Consider the following 19,700-nt stretch of genomic DNA (forward strand, 5'->3'; position numbering starts at 1 on the left):
GCTCATGGCGCGCCTGCGCTGAACACACCCGCGTTCAGCACGTCCGCGCCGGGCGAACGGGGCGTTCCCCGCCCCGCTTCCACCCGCTACCCGCGGGCCACACCTCCACACATGCGCACGGCAGGGCCCCGCACACCGCGAGTGTGCGGGGCTTACCCTTGAGTGTCATCTCCCACCCGCGATCAACGAGGGGCAGCACCACCCGTGCGCATCGCCAGATTCTCCATCGACGGCAACGTCGCGTTCGGAGTCGTGGAAGGGGACGCCACCAGCGGCGACGGCCTCGTCCTCGACATCATCAAGGGCCACCCCTTCGCCGAGTTCGAGCGCTCGGGCAAGAGGGTCCCCCTGGACAAGGTGCGGCTGCTGCCGCCCGTGCTCCCGAACAAGGTGGTGGCCATCGGCCGCAACTACGCCGAGCACGCCGCGGAGATGGGCGGCGAGGTCCCCGAGGTGCCGGTCGCGTTCTTCAAGCCCTCCACCTCGGTGATCGGCCCCGGCGACCCGATCGTCTACCCGTCCTTCTCCCGTGAGGTGCACCACGAGGCCGAGCTGGCCGTGGTCATCGGCCGGATGTGCAGCCAGGTGCCCCGGGAGCGGGTGGCGGACGTGATCCTCGGCTACACCTGCGCCAACGACGTCACCGCCCGCGACGTCCAGCGCACCGAGTCCCAGTGGGCCCGGGCCAAGGGCTTCGACAGCTCCTGCCCGCTGGGCCCGTGGGTGGTCACCGACGTCGACCCGGCGGACCTGGCCGTCATGTGCACCGTCAACGGCGAGCAGCGGCAGCTCGGCCGCACCGGCCAGATGGTCCGCTCGGTGGAGGATCTGGTCGTCCACATCACCGAGGCGATGACACTGCTCCCCGGGGACGTCATCCTCACCGGCACCCCGGCGGGCGTCGGCCCCATCAACGTCGGCGACGAGGTCGCCGTCACCATCGAAGGCATCGGCACTCTCACCAACAAGGTGATCAAGCGTGGCTAGCGCATCTGACGTACGCGTACGGTTCTGTCCCTCGCCGACCGGCAACCCCCATGTGGGCCTGGTCCGCACCGCCCTGTTCAACTGGGCGTTCGCCCGGCACCACGGCGGCACCCTGGTCTTCCGCATCGAGGACACCGACGCGGCCCGCGACTCCGAGGAGTCCTACGAACTGCTGCTGGACTCGATGCGCTGGCTGGGACTGACCTGGGACGAGGGTCCCGGGGTCGGCGGCCCGCACGCCCCCTACCGCCAGTCGCAGCGCATGGACGTCTACGCCGACGTCGCCGGCAAGCTGATGGAGGCCGGCCACGCCTACCGCTGCTACTGCACCGCCGAGGAACTGGAGGAGCGGCGCGAGGCGGCGCGCAGGGCCGGGAAGCCCTCCGGCTACGACGGCAAGTGCCGCACCCTCACCGAGGAGCGGAGGGCCGCGTACGAGGCCGAGGGCCGCGCCTCCATCGTCCGCTTCCGGATGCCGGACGAGGCGATCACCTTCACCGATCTGGTCCGCGGCGAGCTGACCTTCACCCCGGAGAACGTCACCGACTACGGCATCGTCCGTGCCAACGGCGCCCCGCTGTACACGCTGGTCAACCCGGTCGACGACGCCCTGATGGAGATCACCCACGTCCTGCGCGGCGAGGACCTGCTCTCCTCCACCCCCCGCCAGATCGCGCTGTACCGGGCGCTGGCGGAGATCGGCGTGGGCAACGGGAGCACTCCTCGGTTCGGGCATCTGCCGTATGTGATGGGGGAGGGCAACAAGAAGCTCTCCAAGCGCGACCCGCAGTCCTCGCTCAACCTCTACCGCGAGCGCGGCTTCCTGCCCGAGGGCCTGCTCAACTACCTGGCCCTGCTGGGCTGGTCGATCGCCGAGGACCGCGACATCTTCTCGCTGGAGGAGATGGTCGCCGCCTTCGAGATCGGCGACGTCAACGCCAATCCGGCGCGCTTCGACCTCAAGAAGTGCGAGGCCATCAACGCCGTCCACATCCGGGACCTGGACACCAAGGAGTTCATCGCCCGCTGCGAGCCGTGGCTGACCGCCCCGCACGCCCCCTGGGCGCCCGGGAGCTTCGACCGTGCCGCCTTCGAGGCGCTCGCGCCCCTGGCCCAGACCCGTCTCACCGTCCTGTCCGACATCACCGCCAACGTCGACTTCCTTTTCCTGGACGAGCCGGTCGAGGACGAGGCGGCCTGGGCCAAGGCCATGAAGCCCGGCGCGGACGCCCTGTTGCGCACCGCGCGGGCGAAGCTGGCCGAGGCGGAGTGGAACGCCGACGCCCTGAAGGCGGCCGTTCTGGCCGCCGGCGAGGAGCACGGGCTCAAGCTCGGCAAGGCCCAGGCCCCGGTCCGCGTCGCCGTCACCGGCCGCACCGTCGGGCTGCCCCTTTTCGAGTCCCTGGAGGTCCTGGGCCGGGGGCGCACCCTGTCCCGCGTGGACGCCGCCCTGGCCAGGCTGGGGGCCGCCGCGCAGGCGTGAGCCCCTGATCGTGAGCCCCCGATGAGGGCCGATGGGGGCGTGAAGCCTCGCGAGGGAGGCCGGGAGCTCCGCTCCCGGCCTCCCCGGGCTTTTCCGGGACGGACTCCGCCCGCACCCGCGCGGGCGGAACGCCTCCGCCGACGGCGGTCGGGAGCGGACGCCGCCCGCCGCGGCGGCCGGGCCCGCGGCGGAAGCGGAGGCGGGGCGCAGCGGTCACCATGCGTGCGGGAGCGGTGCCGGTGGCGGGTGTTTCCGGCCGCCGGCGACCCGGCGGGAACTCGTTTTGGAGCACGGGCTTCCATCGGGTAATGTTCTTCCCGTCGCCAGGCGGAACGGGCCGAAAGGCCAAGGAAGCAAGGCGGTCACCAGGACAAAAGTTCCGCAAGAGCTTGAGTTCCGGTGGGGTATGGTGTAATTGGCAGCACGACTGATTCTGGTTCAGTTAGTCTAGGTTCGAGTCCTGGTACCCCAGCGCGATCTTCCCAGCAAGATCCAAGCCCCCGTTGTGTAGCGGCCTAGCACGCCGCCCTCTCAAGGCGGTAGCGCCGGTTCGAATCCGGTCGGGGGTACTCGCGGTCCTTCGGGATCGCCGCTGGGGCCCCCGTTGTGTAGCGGCCTAGCACGCCGCCCTCTCAAGGCGGTAGCGCCGGTTCGAATCCGGTCGGGGGTACAAGCGAGACGATGAGAGGCCCTCCGCTTCGGCGGAGGGCCTCTCATCGTCGGGACGTTCAGCCGCCGTTGCGGCGCAGTGCCTCGGTGAGGCGGCCGGCGGCCTCCACGATCGCCTGGGCGTGCATCCGGCCCGGGTGGCGGGTCAGGCGCTCGATCGGCCCCGAGACCGACACCGCTGCCACCACGCGGTTTGACGGGCCGCGCACCGGTGCCGAGACCGAGGCGACACCGGGCTCGCGTTCGCCGATGGACTGGGCCCAGCCGCGCCGCCGCACGCCCGAGAGGGCCGTCGCCGTGAAGCGGGCGCCCTGCAGCCCGCGGTGCAGCCTCTCCGGCTCCTCCCAGGCCATCAGGACCTGGGCCGCCGAGCCGGCCTTCATCGGGAGGGTGGAGCCGACCGGCACGGTGTCCCGCAGTCCGGACAGCCGCTCCGCCGCGGCGACGCAGATCCGCATGTCCCCCTGGCGGCGGTAGAGCTGGGCGCTCTCCCCGGTGATGTCGCGCAGGTGCGTGAGCACCGGGCCCGCCGAGGCGAGCAGCCTGTCCTCGCCCGCGGCGGCGGCCAGCTCGGCCAGCCGCGGCCCCAGGATGAAGCGGCCCTGCATGTCGCGGGCCACGAAGCGGTGGTGTTCCAGTGCCACCGCGAGCCGGTGCGCCGTGGGGCGCGCGAGCCCGGTCGCTCCGACCAGCCCGGCGAGGGTGGCCGGACCGGACTCCAGAGCGCTCAATACCAGAGCCGCCTTGTCGAGTACGCCGACGCCGCTAGAGTTGTCCATGCAACGATATTCGCGTCTCACATTACGAAACGCAAGTTCCTTTTCCCCGGGAACCCGCCAAGCTGGGGTGACAGTCGCCACCCCGCCCGTGCGGAGGCGGCGGCACGGATGTCGAGACGAGGCCGGCAGTGCGGCCGGTCGGAGGGAAAGCGATGGGACGGACACTCGCGGAGAAGGTCTGGGACGACCACGTCGTCCGGCGCGCGGAAGGCGAGCCCGACCTCCTCTTCATCGACCTGCACCTGCTGCACGAGGTCACCAGCCCCCAGGCGTTCGACGGGCTGCGCAAGAACGGGCGCCGGGTGCGGCGCACCGACCTCACCATCGCCACCGAGGACCACAACACCCCCACCCTCGACATCGACAAGCCCATCGCCGACCCCGTCTCGCGCACCCAGCTGGAGACACTGCGCAAGAACTGCGCGGACTTCGGGGTGCGACTGCACCCGCTGGGCGACGTGGAGCAGGGCGTCGTCCACGTAGTGGGACCGCAGCTGGGACTGACGCAGCCGGGCATGACGGTGGTCTGCGGCGACAGCCACACCTCCACGCACGGCGCCTTCGGCGCGCTGGCGTTCGGCATCGGCACCAGCCAGGTCGAGCACGTCCTGGCCACCCAGACCCTGCCGCTGGCGCCCTTCAGGACCATGGCGATCACGGTCAACGGCGAGCTGCCCGAGGGGGTGACCGCCAAGGACCTGATCCTGGCGATCATCGCCCGGATCGGCACCGGCGGCGGGCAGGGCTATGTGATCGAGTACCGCGGCGAGGCCATCGAGAAGCTGTCGATGGAGGCGCGGATGACGATTTGCAACATGTCCATCGAAGCCGGCGCCCGCGCGGGCATGATCGCCCCGGACGAGACCACCTTCGCCTATCTCGAAGGGCGCGAGCACGCGCCCAAGGGCGCCGACTGGGACGCGGCCGTGGAGTACTGGCGCACCCTGCGCACCGACGAGGGAGCCGTCTTCGACCACGAGGTGGTCATCGAGGCGTCCGAGCTGGCGCCGTTCGTGACCTGGGGCACCAACCCCGGCCAGGGCGCGCCGCTGAGCGCGAGCGTGCCGGACCCGGCCTCCTTCACCGACCCCAGCGAGAGGCTGGCCGCCGAGAACGCGCTGAAGTACATGGACCTGACCGCCGGGCAGCCGCTGCGCGAGATCGCCGTGGACACCGTGTTCGTCGGCTCCTGCACCAACGGCCGCATCGAGGACCTGCGCGCGGCCGCCGCCCTGCTCAAGGGCCGCAGGGTCGCCGACGGGGTGCGGATGCTGGTGGTGCCCGGATCGGTACGGGTGGCGCTCCAGGCCGTCGAGGAGGGCCTGGACAAGGTGTTCACCGAGGCCGGCGCCGAGTGGCGGCACGCGGGCTGCTCGATGTGCCTGGGCATGAACCCCGACCAGCTCAAGCCCGGTGAGCGCGCCGCGTCCACCTCCAACCGCAACTTCGAGGGCAGGCAGGGCAAGGGCGGCCGTACCCATCTGGTCTCCCCGCAGGTGGCCGCCGCCACCGCGGTCCTGGGGCATCTGGCCTCGCCCGCCGACCTGTCCGACGTACGCGAGCCCGCGGGAGTCTGAGGAAAAGCCATGGAAGCCTTCACCACCCACACCGGCCGCGCCGTCCCGCTGCGCCGCTCCAACGTCGACACCGACCAGATCATCCCCGCGCACTGGCTGAAGAAGGTCACCCGCGACGGCTTCGAGGACGGGCTGTTCGAGGCCTGGCGCAAGGACGGGGAGTTCGTGCTCAACCGGCCGGAGCGGCAGGGCGCCACCGTCCTGGTGGCCGGACCCGACTTCGGCACCGGCTCCTCGCGCGAGCACGCCGTCTGGGCGCTGCAGAACTACGGCTTCAAGGCCGTGATCTCCTCCCGCTTCGCCGACATCTTCCGCGGCAACTCGCTGAAGAACGGCCTGCTGACCGTCGTCCTGCCGCAGCCGACCGTGGACGCGCTGTGGGAGCTGACGGAGGCCGACCCGGCGGTCGAGATCACCGTCGACCTGGTGGCCCGCAAGGTCACCGCGCCCGGCGTCGAGGCCGGCTTCGAACTGGACGAGAACGCCCGCTGGCGGCTGCTGGAGGGGCTGGACGACATCAGCATCACCCTGAGGCACGAGGAGGACATCGCCGCGTACGAGGCGAAGCGCCCCTCCTTCAAACCGCAGACGCTCCCCGTCTGACGACCTGTACCCCCGTACGCCCGCCGCGGCGGGCGTACGCGAACCCCTTAGGGCGCCCCCGGCTCCACGAGCCGGGGGCGCTCGGGCGTACGGGCGGGCACGAGGGGAAGGAGGAAAGCGCCAAGTTCCATGTGGCTGCGCACAGTTGCCTCACCCGTACGTGTCCACCCGCGGCGTGTTGGGGCCGGTCGGGGTGACAACTCACCTTCAATGGCACAATCGGTGCATGGAAAGCGACGGCCAACTTCCCCTCTACGACCTCGTCGCCGCCCGACTGAAGGACGCGCACACCATGGTGCGCGCGCTGCAAGTGCCCGACGACGTACGGGCGGCGCTCGTCCGCAGGCTCCTGGCCGTCACGGCAGCCGCGAAGCACGACCTGGGCGGCGCGGTACGGCGGCTGGACCGGCTGATGGAGGACATCGGGGCCGGTGACGGCCCCTTCCCCGGAGAAGAGGAAGACCGGCGCGCGGACCGAAGTGCGTGATGGTCTATTTCGTTGCGACACAAGGGTGATTCGCACGTTTCGCGTTTGATTTGCGGTAAATATCTCCCTAACGTGCGAAAAAGCTTGGACAGATTCGTTCCGGCAATGCCTCCGAAGGGGAAGACGTGAACAAGGCGCAGCTCGTTGAAGCAATTGCCGACAAGCTCGGCGGACGACAGCAGGCCGCCGACGCGGTCGACGTGGTGCTGGACGCGATCGTCCGTGCGGTCGTCGCCGGCGACCGGGTCTCGGTCACCGGATTCGGCTCGTTCGAGAAGGTGGAGCGCCCGGCCCGCTACGCCCGCAACCCGCAGACCGGCGAGCGCGTCAGGGTCAAGAAGACCTCCGTTCCGCGTTTCCGAGCCGGCCAGGGCTTCAAGGATCTGGTCAGCGGTGCCAAGAAACTCCCCAAGGGCGGCGAGGTGGCCGTGAAGAAGGCGCCCAAGGGCAGCCTCTCGGGCGGGGCCGGCGCCACCACCCGCAAGGCGGCCGCCAAGAAGGCCGCCGCCAGGAAGACGGCGGCCAAGGCCACCCCGGCGAAGAAGACGGCGGCGAAGAAGACCACCGCCAAGAAGACGGCGGCCAAGGCCACCCCGGCGAAGAAGACGGCGGCGAAGAAGACCACCGCCAAGAAGACGACCGGAAAGAAGAGCGCCGGAAAGACCGTCGCCAAGAAGGCGCCCGCCAAGAAGGCTCCCGGCCGCAGGACCTCGGCGCGCAAGAGGGCGGCGACCCGCAAGAAGTGAGCCGCGGGAAGTGGGCCGCGGGAAGTGGGCCGGGCACACGGGCATGCGGTGACCGCGCCGGGCCGGACTCCAGGGGAGTCCGGCCCGCGGTCCGTCCCGGGGCCGCCGTCCGGCCGGGCCGGGCGCCCGGTTCGTCCGGTGCCGCGTCGGTCGGGGTTCGCCCGGTGGCGAGGAGTCTCCCCCGGCCTCCGGCCGGGAGTGCCCCGGGGTCGGGGCCGGGGAAGCGGTCGCAGGGCGGCGGGAGGCCGCATGTGGTCGGCCCTGCCCGGGCTTCCGGCCGCCGCGGCATGGGGGCAACCCTCGGCCGGAGGCCGAAAGAGGCGGCGAGCGGGGTGAGAGCCCTGGCCGACGCGGCGCTAGGCTCGGCGCCATGCAGGCCACCGCGTACACCTACGACCCCGCGACCCGCAGCGGCAGCGTGCTCCTCGACGACGGCACGCCCCTTCCCTTCGACGCCGAGGCGTTCGACGCGGGAGGCCTGCGGCTGCTGCGCCCGGGGCAGCGGGTGCGGATCGAGACCGAGCCCCTGACCGGCACCGAAGCGGGAACCGGCACCGGCGCCGAGGGCGGGCGGCGCCGGATTACGCTGGTGACGCTGCAGACGTTCTGAGTGTGTGCGGGCCCACGCCCAGGGCCAGCGCCGCGGCCAGATCCTCGCCGGTGTCCACGTCCCGCCGGACGCTGTCCACCCCGGGCAGCGCGATCTCCGCCGCCCCGGAGCGCAGATGGCGGGTGCGTGAGGCGCCTCCGAAGGCCGGGGCCAGGGCAGCGCCGCCGGACGCGGCGAGCAGCGTGGTGCCGACCCCTGCGGCGTCGGCCAGGAAGGCCCGGCGGTGCGCCCGCGCCGCCTCCAGCACCCGGGCCAGCTCCCCGGGGCGCAGGGCGGGCAGATCGGCGTTGAGCGCGGCCACCGGAGCGCCGGGGCGCCTTGAGCGTACGACCGCCTCGCCGTGCTCCAGCGCGGCGTTCAGACCGGCGCCCGGCGCGTCCGGCACGATCCGCGCCCCCAGAGCGGCCAGCTCCGCCCCCGCGCGCGGATCGTCCGTGACGATCACCACACCCTCCACCACCGCGCAGGCCAGTGCCGCGGCGACGGTGTCCTGGGCGAAGGCCAGGGCCAGTGCGGGCCGCAGCCCGCTCCCCGCCGCCGGGGCCAGCCTGCTCTTCGCCAGCGCCAGGGGTTTGAGGGGCACCACCAGGGTCCATCCCCGGGCCGCCGCGGCCCGCGCCGCCGTGTCGTCGCGCTCCATCGGCACCATTCTCACTCGCCGCCGGAGTCGCCCGGGGCTTTACGGGGTTACGGTGTGCTCGACAGGGCGACGACCCGGGGCGACACTTGTGCGGTTGTTCCCGGCGGCGCGTGTGCCGCAGCAGGCAAGAGGAGATGGTGTCCGGGTGTCCCGCCGCAGAATCGGCTTCTGGTACCGCTTTGCCGCGGTTTTGGCGAAACCGCCCCTGGTGGTGCTGTTCAAGCGGGACTGGCGCGGAATGGAGCATATTCCTCAAGAGGGCGGATTCATCACCGTGGTGAATCACAACTCCTATCTGGACCCGCTCTCCTACGCGCACTACCAGTACAACACCGGCCGCGTCCCCCGTTTCCTGGCCAAAGACTCCCTGTTCAAGGGCGGATTCGTCGGCGCGGTGATGCGCGGTACCGGGCAGATCCCCGTCTACCGCGAGACCGCCGACGCCGTGAGCGCCTTCCGCGCCGCCGTCGAGGCGATCGACAAGGGCGAGTGCGTGGCGTTCTACCCCGAGGGCACCCTCACCCGCGACCCGGACATGTGGCCGATGGAGGGCAAGACCGGCGCCGCCCGCGTCGCCCTGATCACCAGGGCGCCCGTCATCCCCGTCGCGCAGTGGGGCGCCAACGAGGCCGTGCCGCCGTACGCGGGGATCAGGAGGATCCGGTTCTTCCCGCGCAGGACGCTGAAGGTGCTGGCCGGGCCGCCCGTGGACCTGTCCCGGTTCTACGACCGCGAACCCACCGCGGAACTGCTGCGCGAGGTCACCGACGTCATCATGGACGCGATCACGCAACTGCTGGCCGAGGTGCGCGGCGAACCCGCGCCCGCCCAGCGCTACGACCGCCGCCGGGCACTCCCGCGGAGCCGGCGCGGCCCCGCCGCGCACGGCGCCGGCGAGGAGCCGGCCGCCGGCCGGAGGACCGCCGGCCGCGCGGTGGCCGAGGGAGAGAGCGCGTGACGCGAGTCGCCGTCTACGGCACCGGATCCTGGGGCACCGCCTTCGCGATGGTGCTCGCCGACGCCGGCTGCGAGGTGACCCTGTGGGGCCGCCGCGCGGAGCTGGCCGAGGCGGTCAACACCACCCGCACCAACCCCGACTACCTGCCCGGGGTCGTCCTCCCCGAGGCCGTGCGCGCCACCACCGACCCGGCCGAGGCCGCGGCCGGGGCCCACTTCACGGTGCTGGCCGTGCCCTCCCAGACCCTGCGCGGCAACCTCTCGGCCTGGAAGCCGCTGCTGCCGCCGGACACCGTGCTCGTCTCCCTGATGAAGGGCGTCGAACTCGGCACCGCCAAGCGGATGAGCGAGGTGATCGAGGAGGTCGCCGGGGCCGGCCCGGACCGGATCGCCGTACTGTCCGGCCCCAACCTGGCCCGCGAGATCGCCGAACGGCAGCCCGCCGCCTCCGTCGTCGCCTGCCGCGACGAGGAGGTGGCCCGCAGGCTCCAGGCCGCCTGCCACACCCCCTACTTCCGCCCCTACACCAACACCGACGTCGTCGGCTGCGAACTGGGCGGAGCGGTGAAGAACGTCATCGCGCTGGCGGTCGGCATCGCCGACGGCATGGGCCTGGGCGACAACGCCAAGGCCTCGCTGATCACCCGTGGTCTGGCCGAGACCACCCGGCTCGGTCTGGCCATGGGCGCCGACGCGCACACCTTCGCCGGCCTGGCGGGACTGGGCGATCTGGTCGCCACCTGTTCCTCGCCGTTGTCGCGCAACCACACCTTCGGCACCAACCTCGGCAGGGGCATGACCCTGGCGGAGACCGTCGCGGCGACCAGGCAGACCGCCGAGGGCGTCAAGTCCTGCGAATCGGTGCTGGACCTGGCCCGGCGACACGGTGTCGAGATGCCCATCACCGAGACCGTCGTCGACATCGTCCACGACGGCAAGCCGCCGCTGGTCGCCCTCAAGGAACTGATGTCGCGCAGCGCCAAGCCCGAGCGCCGCTGACCGCCCACCACCGTCACGTCAGGTAATCTCGCCCGGATATGAGCAGCCAGTCCTTCTCCCCAGGCCCCCAGACGCCCCCGCCGCCCGGCCGGCGGCCGCGCGTCGCCGTCGTCTTCGGCGGCCGCAGCTCCGAACACGGGATCTCCGTGGTCACCGCGGGCGCCGTACTGCGCGCCATCGACCGCAGCGCCTACGACGTCCTGCCCATCGGCATCACCGCCGACGGCCGCTGGGCGCTGACCGCCGACGACCCCGAGCGCATGGCGATCGCCGACCGCGCCCTGCCGAGTGTGGAGCAGCTCGCCGAGTCCGACACCGGCTCCGTGCTGCTGCCCTTCGAGCCGGACAACCGCGAGGTCGTCTACAGCGAGCCGGGCTCGGTGCCCAAGGTGCTCGGGGAGGTCGACGTCGTCTTCCCCATGCTGCATGGCCCCTACGGCGAGGACGGCACCCTCCAGGGCCTGCTGGACCTGGCCGGAGTGCCCTACGTCGGCTCGGGTGTGCTCGCCTCGGCGGTCGGCATGGACAAGGAGTACATGAAGCGGGTCTTCACCTCCTTCGGGCTGCCCGTCGGGCCCTACACGGTGGTCAGGCCGCGCGAGTGGGAGCAGGACGAGAAGGCCGCGCGGAAGAGGATCGTGGACTTCGCGGCCGACCAGGGCTGGCCGGTCTTCGTCAAGCCCGCCCGGGCCGGATCCTCCTTCGGTATCACCAGGGTCGAGGACCTGGCGGGCCTGGACGAGGCGATCGCCGAGGCGCGGCGCCACGACCCCAAGATCATCGTCGAGTCGCTGCTGCGCGGCCGTGAGATCGAGTGCGGCGTCCTGGAGTTCGAGGACGGCCCGCGCGCCAGCCTGCCGGCCGAGATCCCGCCGGCCACGGCCCACGACTTCTACGACTTCGAGGCGAAGTACATCGACTCCGCCGAGGGACTGGTGCCCGCCCCGCTGACCGAGGAGCAGACCCGCGAGGTCCGGGAGCTGGCGGTGCGCGCCTTCGACGCGGCCTCCTGCGAGGGACTGGTCCGCGCGGACTTCTTCCTGCTGGACAGCGGCGAGTTCGTCATCAACGAGATCAACACGATGCCCGGCTTCACGCCCATCTCCATGTACCCGCGGATGTGGGAGGCCAGCGGGGTCGGCTACCCGGAGCTGGTCGACCGCCTCATCAGGGCCGCGCTGCGCCGCCCGACCGGCCTGCGCTGACCGAATCCGCGCGGATTCGGCCCGCGCGGATTCGTTCCGGGGCCGCGAGGGGAACGCGGGCCCGAACGGGTACGGCGGGAGGTCACAGCGGCTTCTCCGGGACCGTCTCCCGTACCGCGTCGGCGAGGTCGACCAGGGCGTTGACCTCGGGCGCGTACGCGTCGGGGACGGTCACCCGGACGAAGACCTCACGTTCGAGGAGGGTGAAGCGGTGGCCGCCGCCCTGCTCCTCCAGCAGCCAGGAGACCCCGTTCACCTCCACCGACTCGGAGACGGGGTTGTAGTGTTCACTGCCGGGCGTGAGGACCTCGGGCCGCGGCACTCCGCAGCCCAGTTCGATCGCGGGGTCGCCCCACACGGCGGCGAACCGCGTCTCGGGCTCGATCTCGCCCCGGGGCTGCCCGTCCACCTCCTCGGGCAGCGCGCCGTACAGCTCGCGGCAGACGCCGGCGGCCTCACCCGTCGGGCTCGGCACGGGCGGGCCGGAGCGGTCGCCGCCGGACGGCGTGCAGCCGGCCGCCGCGGCGAGCACGGCGAGCACGACGGCGGGCGTACGGAGGGCGGACGGCAGGGACCGGCGGGACACGGAGTTCACCGGGCGAGCATACGGGGAGCTACAGATGCACGACCGGGCAGGTCAGGGTGCGGGTGATGCCCTCCACGTGCTGGATGCGGGCCACCACCATGCGGCCCAGGTCGTCCACCGTGTCGGCCTCGGCCCGCACGATCACGTCGTAGGGACCGGTCACGTCCTCGGCCCGGACCACTCCCGGAATCGCGCCGACGACCTCGGCGACGGACGACGCCTTGCCGACCTCCGTCTGGATCAGGATGTACGCCTGTACCACGGAACCTCCAGGGCGGCTACGAGGATCATGTGGGAAGAAGGGACGCCACGGTACCGCGTCACCCGTACCGCCGGGGAGACCCGCACCGCGGGCGGGCGCGGCGGTACGGCGGCGCGGGGGGCCGGACCGGCGGCCGCGGCGGTACCGTTCGAGCGCACGGAAGAAGGGGCACGACGATGCTGAGTTCTCCCGGGGGGCAGCCTCCCCCTGGATTCCCTGGGGGCGCCCCCAGGACCCCCGGCCGTACCGTGGGGGAGCTCGGGGAGTTCGGACTGATCCGCGAGCTGACCTCGCGGATCACCCCCACTCCGGCCGTACGGATCGGCCCGGGCGACGACGCGGCCGTGGTCGCCGCGCCCGACCGGCGCGTGGTGGCCAGCACCGATCTGCTGCTGGAGGGGCGGCACTTCCGGCGCGACTGGTCCACCGCCTACGACGTCGGCCGCAAGGCCGCGGCGCAGAACCTGGCCGACATCGCCGCCATGGGGGCCGAGCCCACCGCGCTGCTGCTCGGCCTCGTCGTGCCCGCCGAACTCCCCGCCACCTGGCCCACCGAGCTGATGGACGGCCTCCACGACGAGTGCCAGGTCGCGGGCGCGGCCGTGGTCGGCGGAGACGTGGTGCGCGGCGAGACGATCACCGTGGCCATCACCGCGCTGGGCGACCTGCACGGACGCGAGCCGGTCACCCGCTCCGGGGCGCGGCCCGGCGACGTCGTCGCGGTGACCGGCTGGCTGGGCTGGTCGGCCGCCGGTCACTCGGTGCTCGCCCGCGGGTTCCGCTCGCCGCGGGCCTTCGTCGAGGCCCACCGCCGCCCCGAGCCGCCGTACCACGCGGGCCCGGCGGCGGCGGAGCTGGGCGCGACGGCGATGACGGACGTCAGCGACGGACTCATCGCCGACCTCGGGCACATCGCCGAGGCCAGCAAGGTCCGTATCGACATCCGCTCGTCGGCCCTCGACGTCCCCGTCCAGATGTCCGACATCGGGCAGGCGGTGGGCATCGACCCGCTGCAGTGGGTCCTCACCGGGGGCGAGGACCACGCGATCGTCGCGGCCTTCCCCGCCGACGCCAAACTCCCCGCCCGCTGGCGCCGAATCGGCGAGGTGCTGCACCCGTCCGCCGCGCCGCAGGTCACGGTGGACGGCGCCCCGTGGGACCGGGCGGGCGGCTGGGACCACTTCGGCGACTGACCCGTCGGCGCCGCCGCTCTCGCGAACCTGGGCGCTCGCCGAGGGGGTCGCTCAATCGATGGCTGCCGCGGACACGGGCGCGGGCGCCCGGTGGGGGCGCCGGGGCGGGGCGGGGCGGCTTAGGCTGCGGGCATGCGTACACCACCACCGCGCGTCCTCACCGTCGCCGGGTCCGACTCCGGCGGCGGAGCGGGCATCCAGGCCGACCTGAAGACCATGCTCGCGCTCGGCACCCACGGGATGAGCGTGCTCACCGCCGTCACCGCGCAGAACTCCCTGGGCGTGCAGGGCGCCTGGGAACTGCCGGCCGAGGCGGTGCGGCAGCAGTTCCGCAGCGTCGTGGACGATATCGGGGTGCAGGCGGTCAAGACCGGCATGCTGGCCACGGCCGAGCTGGTCGCGACGGTCGCCGGCCTGCTGGACGGTCTCGCCGCGCCCGTGGTCGTCGACCCCGTCGGGGTCTCCAAGCACGGCGACCCGCTGCTGGCCGCCGAGGCGCTGGAGACGGTGCGCGCCGAACTGCTGCCCAGGGCCACCGTCGCCACCCCCAACCTGGACGAGGTCGCCCAGCTCACCGGCGTACGGGTGGAGCGCGAGGCCGATCTGCCGCGTGCGGCGGAGGCGGTGCTGGCCTACGGGCCGCGGTGGGCGCTGATCAAGGGCGGCCACCTCAAGGACGGTGCGGACGCGGTGGACCTGCTCACCGACGGCACCACCGAGCACTGGCTGCGCGCGCCCCGCCACGACAACCGCCACACCCATGGGACCGGCTGCACCCTGGCCGCCGCGATCGCCGCACGGCTGGCGACGGGACGCTCTGTCCCGGAGGCGGTCGCCGACGCCAAGGAGTATGTGACGGGCGCCATCGCCGCGGGCTTCGCGCTGGGCGGCGGCATCGGCCCGGTGGACCACGGCTGGCGGCTGGAGCGGGAGGTTCCGGAAAGGGAGTCCTGAGCGGCCGTTCCGGCCGGCCCTCCGGCGGCGCCGGGAAACGGCAACGCGGGAAGGCCGGTCCACCCGAGGTGGACCGGCCTTCCCGCGTAACCGGCAAAGTGGCCGCGCTGGGCGTTGCGTCAGCGCGAGACCGGGTCACCCCCGCCGCGCGGCGGGGGAGAGGTCATGCGCTCAGCGCGAGACCTTGCCGGCCTTGATGCACGAGGTGCAGACGTTGAGCCGCTTCGGCGTCCGCCCGACCATCGCACGCACCCGCTGGATGTTGGGGTTCCAACGGCGGGACGTACGGCGGTGCGAGTGCGAGATGTTGTTGCCGAAGCCCGGCCCCTTGCCGCAGACGTCGCAGTTGGCAGCCACGGGTCACTCCAAAGACTTCAGATGCACTTACAGTGAAATCCCGGCGTCGGCAGGATCAGAGGATGACCGGCACTGCCAGGGAATTGGATAGAGCCCGAGCGGGTCGGGCAACCGGGGAAGCATACCTCGCCCCCGTCCGGACCACGAAATTACCACGGCCCCGCACCGCCGCCCCGGCCCCACCCCCGGTCGCGGAGCGTGCCGGGCACTAGCCTTCGCCCGTCGCAGATGTCCTTCCCGGCCGTCCGGCCGCAAGCCCTCAGGAGGCCCGTCCGTGCCGCACCCGCTCGACGCCGCCGCGGTACGGGAGTGGAGCGCCCAGGCGCTCGACGCGCTGGGCCGCGCCCGCGAGACCATCGACGCGATCAACGTCTACCCGGTCGCGGACGCCGACACCGGCACCAACCTCTACCTGACCGCGGAGTCCGCCGCCCGGGCCGTCGAGGCCGCCTGCGCGGGGGAGCCCACCCCGGCCCAGGCGGTGCGGGCCATGGCGCACGGCGCGCTGATCGGCGCACGCGGCAACTCCGGGACGATCCTGGCGCAGCTGCTGCGCGGCATGGCCGAGGAGATAGCCGAGGCCGAGAACGGCGGAAGCGGCGGAAGCGGCGAGCGCGCCGGGGACGACGGGGAACCGCTGCGGCGTGCACTGGTGCGTGCCGCGACCGCTGCCCGGGCCGCGGTCGCGCACCCGGTGGAGGGCACCGTGCTCACCGTGGCCGCGGCGGCGGCCGGCGCGGCGGCGGACACCGCCGGGGACTGCGCCGCGGTGGCCCGCGCCGCCTGGTCCGCGGCCCGCACGGCCCTGGAGGCCACCCCCGGGCAGCTCCCGGCGCTTTCCCGCGCGGGTGTGGTGGACGCGGGCGGCTACGGCCTGGTCACCGTGCTGGGCGCGCTGGTGGCCGTGCTCTCCGGGGAGCGGCCCGAGGCTCCGGCCGCCGAGCGGTCCGGAACACCCGGCCCGACCCCGCCCGCGGACCCGTCCCCGGATCCGGCCGACGGGGGCTGCGCGCCCCAGGGGGAGCAGCCCGGCCCGGCCTACGAGGTCGTCTACCTGCTGGAGGCCGGGGACGACGCCGTGGCCGCCCTGCGCACCCGGCTCGACGCCCTGGGCGACTCCCTGGTGGTGGTCGGCGGCGACGGGCTGTGGAACGTCCACGTCCACGTGGACGACGCCGGCGCGGCGGTGGAGGCCGGGATCGAGGCCGGACGCCCCTTCCGCATCCGGATCACGCACTTCGGCGTCCAGGGCGGCGGCCGGCACACCGGCCGTACGCCCGCGCACACCCCCGGCCGTGCCGCCCACCGCGCCGTGGTCGCGGTGGTGCCCGGCGACGGACTGGCCGAACTGTGCGCCGCGGCGGGCGCCACCACCGTCACCGCGCGCCCCGGGGAGCCGCCCGCCAGCGGGGAGCTGGCGCAGGCGCTGCTGCGGACGGGCGCACCCGAGGCGGTCCTGCTGCCCAACGACCCCGAGCTGCGGCACACCGCCGCCGCGGCCGCCGAACAGGCCCGCGCCAAGGGGCTGAGGATCGCCATCATCCCCACCCGCTCCCCGGTGCAGGGCATCGCCGCGCTCGCCGTGCACGAGCCCGGCCGCAGCTTCGACGAGGACGTCGTCGCCATGACATCCGCTGCCGGGGCCACCCGGTACGGCGAGCTGTGCGTCGCCGAACGGCAGGCGTGGACCACCGCGGGCATCTGCCAGGCCGGGGACGTCCTCGGCCTGATCGAGGGGGACGTGGCGCTGATCGGCGCGCAGGCGGCGGAGGTGGCCGCGACCGTACTGGACCGGATGCTCTCGGCCGGCGGCGAGCTGGTGACCCTGGTGGTCGGCGCGGGCGCGCCCGAAGGCCTGGCCGAGCACCTGGAGGACCATGTGCGCCGCAACCACCTGGCCGTCGACACCCTCGTCCACGAGGGACGGCAGAGCGGCCCGCTGCTGATCGGCGTGGAGTGAGCGGGGCGGGTGCGGTGAGCGGGGCGGGCGGGTCGCGCGGCCCGCACTGTCGGCGGCGTGGTGTGCAATGGGGGACGTGCCCGCGCTGGAAGAGAACACGCAAGACCCCCTGACGGAACCGCTGCGAAAGGTGCTCGGCGGCACCACCGCGAAGGTGATGGCCGAGCACCTCGGCCTGCGCACCGTCGGCGACCTGCTGCACCACTACCCGCGGCGGTACGCCGAGCGCGGCGAGCTGACCCGGCTCGCCGACCTGCCGCTGGACGAGCACGTCACCGTCGTCGCCCAGGTCGCCGACTCCCGGGTGCTCACCTTCAACCAGGGCCGCGGCAAGCGCCTGGAGGTCACCCTCACCGACGGCAGCGGCCGCCTCCAGCTGGTCTTCTTCGGCAGGGCCGTCCACCACCACCACAAGGAACTGCTGCCCGGCCGCCGGGGGATGTTCGCGGGCAAGGTCGGTGTGTTCAACCGGAAGCTCCAGCTCTCCCACCCCGCCTACGAACTGCTGGACGCCGGCAGCGGAGCGGAGGCGGTGGACGCCTTCGCGGGCAGGCTCATGCCGATCTACCCGGCGTGCAAGCAGCTGGAGTCGTGGAAGATCGCCAAGGCCGTCGCCACGGTGGTGGACTCCCTGCTGGCCACCGGCTGGGCGGGCGTCGCCGACCCGCTGCCCGCCGCCCTGCGCGCCGAACGCGGCCTGCCCACGCTGCCGGAGGCGCTGGAGAAGGTCCACCGGCCGCGCACCAAGGCCGACGTGGAGCTGGCACGGGCCCGGCTGAAGTGGGACGAGGCGTTCGTCCTCCAGGTCGCGCTGGCCCGCCGCCGCCTGGCCGAGGGCCAGTTGCCGGCCGTGGCGCGCAGGCCGCGCGAAGGCGGGCTGCTGGACGCCTTCGACGCCCGGCTGCCCTTCACCCTCACCGACGGCCAGCGGGCCGTCAGCCGGGAGATCTTCGGCGACCTGGCCACCGAGCACCCCATGCACCGCCTCCTCCAGGGCGAGGTCGGCTCCGGCAAAACACTGGTGGCGCTGCGTGCCATGCTCGCGGTGGTGGACGCCGGCGGGCAGGCCGCGATGCTCGCCCCCACCGAGGTGCTGGCCCAGCAGCACCACCGCTCGATCACCGAGATGATGGGCGAGCTGGCCGAGGGCGGGATGCTCGGCGGCGCCGAACACGCCACCAAGGTCGTGCTGCTCACCGGCTCGATGGGAGCCGCCGCCCGCCGCCGGGCCCTGCTGGACCTGGCCACCGGCGAGGCCGGGATCGTCATCGGCACCCATGCCCTGATCGAGGACAAGGTGGGCTTCCATGACCTGGGTCTGGTCGTGGTCGACGAGCAGCACCGCTTCGGCGTCGAGCAGCGCGACGCTCTGCGCTCCAAGGGCAAGCAGCCCCCGCACCTGCTGGTGATGACCGCCACACCCATCCCGCGAACGGTCGCCATGACGGTCTTCGGCGACCTGGAGACCTCCGTGCTGGACCAGCTCCCGGCCGGACGCTCGCCCATCGCCAGCCATGTCGTGCCCGCGGCCGAGAAGCCCCACTTCCTCGCCCGCGCCTGGGAGCGGGTGCGCGAGGAGGTGTCGGCCGGGCACCAGGCCTACGTGGTCTGCCCGCGCATCGGCGACGAGGAGGAGCCCGCCGCCGCCCGGCGGGGCGGCGGAGGCGTCCAGGACGGCGAGGAGGGCGGGGGCGCCGACGGAGGGGACGAGCGCCGCCCGCCGCTGGCCGTGCTCGACGTCGCCGGACAGCTCGCCGACGGGCCGCTCAAGGGCCTGCGGGTGGCCGCGCTGCACGGCCGGATGCAGCCGGACGCCAAGGACGAGGTGATGCGCCGCTTCGCCGCGGGCGAGCTGGACGTCCTGGTCGCCACGACCGTCATCGAGGTCGGGGTGAACGTGCCGAACGCCACCGTGATGGTGATCATGGACGCGGACCGCTTCGGCGTCTCCCAGCTCCACCAGTTGCGCGGCCGGGTCGGACGAGGCAGCGCGCCGGGCCTGTGCCTGCTGGTCAGTGAGGCCCCCGAGGGCAGCCCCGCCCGCGCCAGGCTGGGAGCCGTCGCCGCGACGCTGGACGGCTTCGAGCTGTCCCGCATCGACCTGGAGCAGCGCAGGGAGGGCGATGTGCTGGGCCAGGCGCAGTCCGGCACCCGCTCCTCCCTGCGGATGCTCGCCGTCATCGACGACGAGGAGGTCATCGCGGCCGCCCGGGAGAAGGCGACGGAGATCGTCGCCGACGACCCCGGGCTGGAGCGCCTGCCGGAACTGCGCGCGGCCCTGGAAGCCCTGCTGGACGCCGAGCGCGAGGAGTACCTGGAGAAGGGCTGACGGGGGCACGACGCGCCCGCGCGCCTATCGTGGTGGGGCGGCGGGGCGCCCCGGCCCCCCCCCCCCCCCCCCCCCCCCCCCCCCCCCCCGCGCCGCCGGGGGGGGGGCCCCGGGGGCCCCCCCCCCCCCCCCCCCCCCCCCCCCCCGGCGGCCCCCCCCCCCCCCCCCCCCCCCCCCTTCACCCCCCCCCCCCCCCCGGGCCCCCCCCCCGGCGCCCCCCCCACCCCCCCCCCCGCACGCCCCCCCCCCCCCCCCCCCCGGCCCCCCCCCCCCCCCCCGGCCCCCGGGGGGGGCCCCCCCGGGGGGGGGGGGGCGCC

At 73.5% G+C, this 19,700-nt stretch carries 19 protein-coding genes and 3 tRNA genes; 17 read left to right on the forward strand and 5 right to left on the reverse strand.

Translation table 11 applies throughout. From position 1 onward, the window contains the following. Positions 1–204 precede the first annotated feature (204 nt). The 5 genes from ACW69E_RS27180 to ACW69E_RS27200 all read left to right on the forward strand — a co-directional run bounded on the left by ACW69E_RS27180 (position 205) and on the right by ACW69E_RS27200 (position 3,140). Entirely contained in the window at positions 205–987 is a 783-nt protein-coding gene (locus tag ACW69E_RS27180) for a fumarylacetoacetate hydrolase family protein (protein WP_457500940.1), read from the forward strand. Then, complete coding sequence (gltX, locus tag ACW69E_RS27185) at positions 980–2,470, forward strand: glutamate--tRNA ligase (RefSeq protein WP_457500941.1); 1,491 nt, start codon at positions 980–982, stop codon at positions 2,468–2,470. The genes ACW69E_RS27180 and gltX overlap by 8 nt, the downstream gene beginning before the upstream one ends. Before the next feature lie 400 nt (positions 2,471–2,870). Next, positions 2,871–2,942, forward strand: a tRNA-Gln gene (locus tag ACW69E_RS27190). 24 nt (positions 2,943–2,966) lie between these two features. Continuing rightward, positions 2,967–3,039, forward strand: a tRNA-Glu gene (locus ACW69E_RS27195). A gap of 28 nt (positions 3,040–3,067) precedes the next feature. Continuing rightward, positions 3,068–3,140 (forward strand) — tRNA-Glu (locus tag ACW69E_RS27200). 58 nt (positions 3,141–3,198) lie between these two features. Here ACW69E_RS27200 and ndgR read toward each other — a convergent pair. Then, a complete protein-coding gene (gene ndgR, locus ACW69E_RS27205) occupies positions 3,199–3,918 on the reverse strand; it encodes an IclR family transcriptional regulator NdgR (protein ID WP_206348990.1) in 720 nt (239 codons plus the stop codon). Positions 3,919–4,070: 152 nt separating this feature from the next. Here ndgR and leuC point away from each other — a divergent pair, with 152 nt between their 5' ends. The 5 genes from leuC (at position 4,071) to ACW69E_RS27230 (ending at position 7,941) form a co-directional block, all read left to right on the forward strand. After that, positions 4,071–5,495: a 3-isopropylmalate dehydratase large subunit gene (leuC, locus tag ACW69E_RS27210; RefSeq protein WP_457500942.1), complete on the forward strand. Its 1,425-nt coding sequence runs from the start codon at positions 4,071–4,073 to the stop codon at positions 5,493–5,495. Positions 5,496–5,504: 9 nt separating this feature from the next. Next, positions 5,505–6,098, forward strand: coding sequence for a 3-isopropylmalate dehydratase small subunit (gene leuD, locus ACW69E_RS27215; RefSeq protein WP_457500943.1), 594 nt, complete (start codon positions 5,505–5,507; stop codon positions 6,096–6,098). A 226-nt stretch (positions 6,099–6,324) separates the two neighbouring features. Further along, positions 6,325–6,585 carry an SCO5555 family protein gene (locus tag ACW69E_RS27220; protein WP_457500944.1) on the forward strand — a complete coding sequence of 87 codons (261 nt, stop codon included), beginning with the start codon at positions 6,325–6,327 and terminating at the stop codon, positions 6,583–6,585. A gap of 125 nt (positions 6,586–6,710) precedes the next feature. Then, positions 6,711–7,331, forward strand: a complete 621-nt coding sequence (locus ACW69E_RS27225; protein WP_457500945.1) for an HU family DNA-binding protein — start codon at positions 6,711–6,713, stop codon at positions 7,329–7,331. 370 nt (positions 7,332–7,701) lie between these two features. Beyond that, entirely contained in the window at positions 7,702–7,941 is a 240-nt protein-coding gene (locus ACW69E_RS27230) for a hypothetical protein (protein WP_457500946.1), read from the forward strand. Here ACW69E_RS27230 and cofC read toward each other — a convergent pair. Further along, complete coding sequence (gene cofC, locus ACW69E_RS27235; protein ID WP_457500947.1) at positions 7,913–8,581, reverse strand: 2-phospho-L-lactate guanylyltransferase; 669 nt, start codon at positions 8,579–8,581, stop codon at positions 7,913–7,915. The genes ACW69E_RS27230 and cofC overlap by 29 nt on opposite strands. A 145-nt stretch (positions 8,582–8,726) precedes the next feature. On the opposite strand from cofC, the gene ACW69E_RS27240 reads away from it, so the two are divergent. From ACW69E_RS27240 to ACW69E_RS27250, 3 genes are read left to right on the forward strand one after another with little or no spacing between them, the layout of a single operon-like run. Beyond that, positions 8,727–9,539: a lysophospholipid acyltransferase family protein gene (locus tag ACW69E_RS27240; protein WP_457500948.1), complete on the forward strand. Its 813-nt coding sequence runs from the start codon at positions 8,727–8,729 to the stop codon at positions 9,537–9,539. Beyond that, the gene (locus ACW69E_RS27245; RefSeq protein WP_457500949.1) at positions 9,536–10,537 is read left to right on the forward strand and encodes an NAD(P)H-dependent glycerol-3-phosphate dehydrogenase; all 1,002 of its coding nucleotides are present in this window, start codon (positions 9,536–9,538) and stop codon (positions 10,535–10,537) included. The genes ACW69E_RS27240 and ACW69E_RS27245 overlap by 4 nt, the downstream gene beginning before the upstream one ends. Before the next feature lie 38 nt (positions 10,538–10,575). Continuing rightward, positions 10,576–11,742 carry a D-alanine--D-alanine ligase family protein gene (locus ACW69E_RS27250; protein WP_457500950.1) on the forward strand — a complete coding sequence of 389 codons (1,167 nt, stop codon included), beginning with the start codon at positions 10,576–10,578 and terminating at the stop codon, positions 11,740–11,742. A gap of 82 nt (positions 11,743–11,824) precedes the next feature. On the opposite strand, the gene ACW69E_RS27255 is transcribed toward ACW69E_RS27250, so the two are convergent. Both ACW69E_RS27255 and ACW69E_RS27260 read right to left on the reverse strand, forming a co-directional pair. Further along, on the reverse strand, positions 11,825–12,337 hold the full coding sequence (locus ACW69E_RS27255) for a DUF3515 domain-containing protein (RefSeq protein WP_457500951.1): 513 nt from the start codon (positions 12,335–12,337) through the stop codon (positions 11,825–11,827). 19 nt (positions 12,338–12,356) lie between these two features. Further along, positions 12,357–12,590, reverse strand: coding sequence for an Lrp/AsnC family transcriptional regulator (locus ACW69E_RS27260; RefSeq protein WP_093662086.1), 234 nt, complete (start codon positions 12,588–12,590; stop codon positions 12,357–12,359). 248 nt (positions 12,591–12,838) lie between these two features. Between ACW69E_RS27260 and ACW69E_RS27265 the strand changes: the two genes are divergently transcribed. Next, the gene (locus ACW69E_RS27265) at positions 12,839–13,783 is read left to right on the forward strand and encodes a thiamine-phosphate kinase (protein ID WP_457500952.1); all 945 of its coding nucleotides are present in this window, start codon (positions 12,839–12,841) and stop codon (positions 13,781–13,783) included. Positions 13,784–13,915: 132 nt separating this feature from the next. Next, entirely contained in the window at positions 13,916–14,737 is an 822-nt protein-coding gene (gene thiD / locus ACW69E_RS27270) for a bifunctional hydroxymethylpyrimidine kinase/phosphomethylpyrimidine kinase (RefSeq protein ID WP_457500953.1), read from the forward strand. 171 nt (positions 14,738–14,908) lie between these two features. Here thiD and rpmB read toward each other — a convergent pair whose 3' ends face one another. Further along, a complete protein-coding gene (gene rpmB, locus ACW69E_RS27275) occupies positions 14,909–15,094 on the reverse strand; it encodes a 50S ribosomal protein L28 (protein WP_093662092.1) in 186 nt (61 codons plus the stop codon). A gap of 274 nt (positions 15,095–15,368) precedes the next feature. On the opposite strand from rpmB, the gene ACW69E_RS27280 reads away from it, so the two are divergent. Further along, positions 15,369–17,054, forward strand: a complete 1,686-nt coding sequence (locus ACW69E_RS27280) for a DAK2 domain-containing protein (protein WP_457500954.1) — start codon at positions 15,369–15,371, stop codon at positions 17,052–17,054. Between the two features lie 67 nt (positions 17,055–17,121). Then, a complete protein-coding gene (recG, locus tag ACW69E_RS27285; protein WP_457500955.1) occupies positions 17,122–19,383 on the forward strand; it encodes an ATP-dependent DNA helicase RecG in 2,262 nt (753 codons plus the stop codon). Positions 19,384–19,700: the final 317 nt, after the last annotated feature.

The sequence above is a fragment of the Streptomyces sp. SS8 genome (assembly GCF_054072955.1).

Bases quoted from the DNA above. Each gene is read 5' to 3' on its own strand.
- ndgR (WP_206348990.1), bottom strand. From the start codon at position 3,918: ATGGACAACTCTAGCGGCGTCGGCGTACTCGACAAGGCGGCTCTGGTA.
- leuC (WP_457500942.1), top strand. From the start codon at position 4,071: ATGGGACGGACACTCGCGGAGAAGGTCTGGGACGACCACGTCGTCCGG.
- leuD (WP_457500943.1), top strand. From the start codon at position 5,505: ATGGAAGCCTTCACCACCCACACCGGCCGCGCCGTCCCGCTGCGCCGC.
- ACW69E_RS27220 (WP_457500944.1), top strand. From the start codon at position 6,325: ATGGAAAGCGACGGCCAACTTCCCCTCTACGACCTCGTCGCCGCCCGA.
- ACW69E_RS27230 (WP_457500946.1), top strand. From the start codon at position 7,702: ATGCAGGCCACCGCGTACACCTACGACCCCGCGACCCGCAGCGGCAGC.
- cofC (WP_457500947.1), bottom strand. From the start codon at position 8,581: ATGGAGCGCGACGACACGGCGGCGCGGGCCGCGGCGGCCCGGGGATGG.
- ACW69E_RS27250 (WP_457500950.1), top strand. From the start codon at position 10,576: ATGAGCAGCCAGTCCTTCTCCCCAGGCCCCCAGACGCCCCCGCCGCCC.
- thiD (WP_457500953.1), top strand. From the start codon at position 13,916: ATGCGTACACCACCACCGCGCGTCCTCACCGTCGCCGGGTCCGACTCC.
- recG (WP_457500955.1), top strand. From the start codon at position 17,122: ATGGGGGACGTGCCCGCGCTGGAAGAGAACACGCAAGACCCCCTGACG.